The organism is Desulfobacter sp., assembly GCF_050177295.1.
On the sequence record NZ_JBFXHE010000427.1, the window covers coordinates 1 to 3,779 of the forward strand.

The following is a 3,779-nucleotide window of genomic DNA, read 5'->3' on the forward strand; positions in this document are numbered from 1 at the left end:
GATCAAGGGAAATGATCCGGGCTTTATCCGCCCCAACTCCACCCTTTCCACGGATGAATTTTCAGGGACGCGCTTTGATTTCATGCTCTCCAATCCGCCCTACGGGAAAAGCTGGGCCAGTGAGCAAAAATTTATCAAGGACGGGGCCAACATCATTGACCCCCGGTTCAGGGTGACCCTGAAAAACTATTGGGGCGAACCCATGGAGGTGGACGCCGCACCCCGGTCCAGCGACGGCCAGCTTCTGTTCCTCATGGAGATGGTCAGCAAGATGAAGACGCCGGACCAGAACGTGTTCGGGTCGAGAATCGCCTCGGTTCACAACGGCTCTTCCCTGTTCACCGGGGACGCGGGAAGCGGTGAGAGCAATATCCGCCGCCACATCATTGAGAACGATCTGCTCGAAGCCGTTATCCAATTGCCCAATAACCTGTTTTACAACACCGGCATCACCACCTATATCTGGCTTTTGTCCAACAACAAGTGTGACGGCAAACGAGGAAAGGTCCTGCTGGTTGACGCATCCAGGTGTTTTCAGAAATTGAGAAAAAACCTGGGGAACAAAAACTGCGAGTTTTCCGCTGAGCATATCCGGCAGATTGCCGGGGCTTGTGCCCGGATGCAGCCCATTGAACCGGTACAGGATAAAAACGCCGAGGATACGGGCATTGCGGCCAAAGTGTTTGAAAACAGGGACTTTGGATATTATAAGGTCGCCGTTGAGCGGCCGGACAGAAGATCGGCACAGTTTACGGAAGCACGCATTGCCCCCCTGCGTTTTGACAAGGCCTTTGCCGTCACCATGGAATGGATCTATGCCCAGTGGGGGGATGACGTTTATACCCAAAGGTTTCTTGCGGATCATGAAAAAAAGATCCTGGCCTTCTGCCAGGACAACGGCATTGCATTAAACACAAAGAGCCGCAAAAAACTGTTCAGTTTGAGTGTCTGGAAAAAGCAAAAAGCCCTGATTGACGCGGCCCAACAGCTGATGGATGCCATGGGCCAAGATGAATCCAAGGATTTCAACCAATTTACGTCTCAGGTGGATGCCACCCTGAAAACCTTGAACCTGAAATTATCGGCCCCGGAGAAAAAGGCCGTTTTAACTGCCGTGTCCCGATACGATGAAACCGCCCGCAGGGTGGTCAAAAAGAAGGTCAAATTATCCGGAGATAAGCTTGAAACCCTGCTGGATCATCTGGGGTGCGGGCAGACGGACCTACCGGACTTTGGATTTTATCCTGTGGCGGACAAAAAGGGAGAGTACCGGACCTTTGAACCCTGCCCGGATCTTCGGGACCATGAGTCCGTGCCCCTGCAAGGGGATATCCATAAATTTTTCAAGACGGAAGTTCTGCGCCATGTGCCCGAGGCCTGGATCAATATGGATTCGGTGAAAATCGGCTATGAAATCAGTTTCAATAAATATTTCTACCGACATAAGCCCTTGCGGAGCATGGAAGAGGTGGCCAGAGACATCCTGGACCTGGAGAGCCGGGCTGACGGGTTGATTGCCGATATTCTGGGTCTTGACGGGTCAGCGGTTTCAGGGGTGGGCCATGACTGATCTTTTGCCCGTGATGCCGAGATATGAGGCTTATAAGGATTCCGAGGTGGAGTGGATTGGGGAGATTCCGGTGCATTGGGAGGTAAGACCAATAAAACAATTCTCCCGTATTTATAGTGGAGACGCAATTATCAATAGTGCCCTTAATGAAGATAGTGAATATGAAGTATTTGGGGGAAATGGATTCATGGGATATACTAATAACTTTAATGTTGAGGGGACGAATATTGTAATTGGTAGAGTAGGTGCGTACTGTGGGAATATCAGATTAATTCATGATAGAAAATGGATCAGCGATAATGCTTTAATCCTTTCTTTGAAAATCGAAAATGCTTATTCGTTTTTTGCCTATCTATTGTGGGCTGTAGATTTAAACAAACTGAATGAAAGCAATGCTCAACCATTGATAACAGCCACTAAAATACTAAATGTTCGGATAGCATGCCCTCCATTTGATGAACAAATCACAATAGCCAACTTCCTCGATCGCAAAACCGCAAAAATCGACCAGGCAGTTGCCATCAAGGAAAAGCAGATCCGGCTTCTCAAAGAGCACAAGCAGATCTTAATTCAGAATGCGATGACAAAAGGCCTTGATCCGAATGTTCCCATGGCCGATTCAGGTGTGGAATGGATTGGTCAGATACCCGCGCATTGGGATGTTTTTAGCGTAAAAAGAATTTTTAGATTGGTTGCAGAGCCTTCGGAAAAAAACAACCACCATGAGTTGCTTTCTATCTATACAGATATCGGTGTAATGCCCCGTAAAGAGCTAAAAGAGAAAGGAAATAAAGCTTCAACAACAGATGGATACTGGTTAGTCCAAAAAGGGGATTTTATAGTTAATAAGCTTTTAGCCTGGATGGGTGCAATCGGTTTATCTGACTACAAAGGAGTTACAAGTCCTGCATATGATATTTTAAGACCGATAAGACAGATTGATGGTTATTTCTATCATTTTTTATTTCGAACAAAAGAATTCTCTGTAGAAATGAAAAAACATTCAAAAGGTATTATGGACATGCGGTTGAGACTGTACTTCGACAAATTTGGTATGCTACAAGTTCCATTTCCGCCCCAAAAAGAGCAAAAATCCATCGTCTCCCACATCCAGACCCAATCCGCTAAAATAGACCAGGCCATAACCCTACAGGAACAGATGATCGAAAAGCTCAAAGAGTACAAAGCCACCCTGATCAACGCTGCCGTGACAGGGAAAATCAGGGTGCCGGATGGCAGAGAATAAAGTGGTGGAGTGACGACAAAAGCATACGTCAATGACAGAAGAAATTTGTAAAAAATGCAAATTGCTTTTTTCGATAAGGCGGGGACTCTATTTTGAGCATGAGCCTATTGAGTATTTTATTTTACCATGAAGAACATGAAGAGCATGAAGAATATATATCGAAAAATCAATCTTCATGTCCTTCATGTCCTTCATGCTCTTCATGGTTTTAAATAAAAATTAAAAAAAGGAGTGTCAACGTGGTCAGCCGCACCAATGAACAGGCCCTGGAAACTGCCATTGAAAAAAAGTTGACCGGCACCTGCCTCGAAGATCTCAAATCAGCTGAGTTCAAAACCGCGGCTCCGGATACGGCCGAAGTCGCGGAAACCCGCACCCCCTTTGACACCCACCATGGATATGAGATCGGATATCCCCAGCATTTCAACCCAAGATTTGCCGTGGATGAAAAAAAATTCTGGGCCTTTCTTGAAAACACCCAGGAAAAAGAACTTGAAAAACTGAAACGGCCGGAAACGGATGATTGGCAACGAAAAATCCTTGAGCGCCTGGACCGGATGATCAAAACCAAGGGGCTTTTGCACCTGCTCAAAAAAGGCTTGGGCGTGGATGATGCCTATTTTTCATTGTTCTATCCGGCGCCATTGGCAAGCTCCGCTCTTCGGGTAAAAGAACAGTTTCAAAGCAATGTCTTCAGCGCCACAAGACAGCTCCACTACTCCCTGGACAACCCCGGTGAATCCATAGACCTGGTGCTGTTTATCAACGGCCTTGCCTTTACCACCCTGGAATTGAAGAACCCCTGGACCGGCCAGACCGCAAGATGCCACGGCCAAAAACAGTATCGCACCCAGCGGGACAACAAACAGCCCCTGCTCCAGTTCGGCCGGTGCCTGGTCCATATGGCCGTGGATACCGATGAGGTCTATATGACCACCAAACTTGCCGGACCCTCCACATTTT

Annotated in this window: 3 protein-coding genes; all 3 read left to right on the forward strand. The window is 47.2% G+C overall.

The features are described 5' to 3' along the window. Positions 1-1,570: HsdM family class I SAM-dependent methyltransferase (locus AB7U36_RS20380; protein ID WP_428161461.1), on the forward strand; the 1,570-nt coding region annotated here is incomplete at its 5' end. Continuing rightward, on the forward strand, positions 1,563-2,816 hold the full coding sequence (locus AB7U36_RS20385; RefSeq protein ID WP_428161462.1) for a restriction endonuclease subunit S: 1,254 nt from the start codon (positions 1,563-1,565) through the stop codon (positions 2,814-2,816). The genes AB7U36_RS20380 and AB7U36_RS20385, both read left to right, overlap by 8 nt. A 239-nt stretch (positions 2,817-3,055) precedes the next feature. After that, on the forward strand, positions 3,056-3,779 hold a 724-nt coding region (locus tag AB7U36_RS20390), incomplete at its 3' end, for a type I restriction endonuclease (RefSeq protein WP_428161463.1).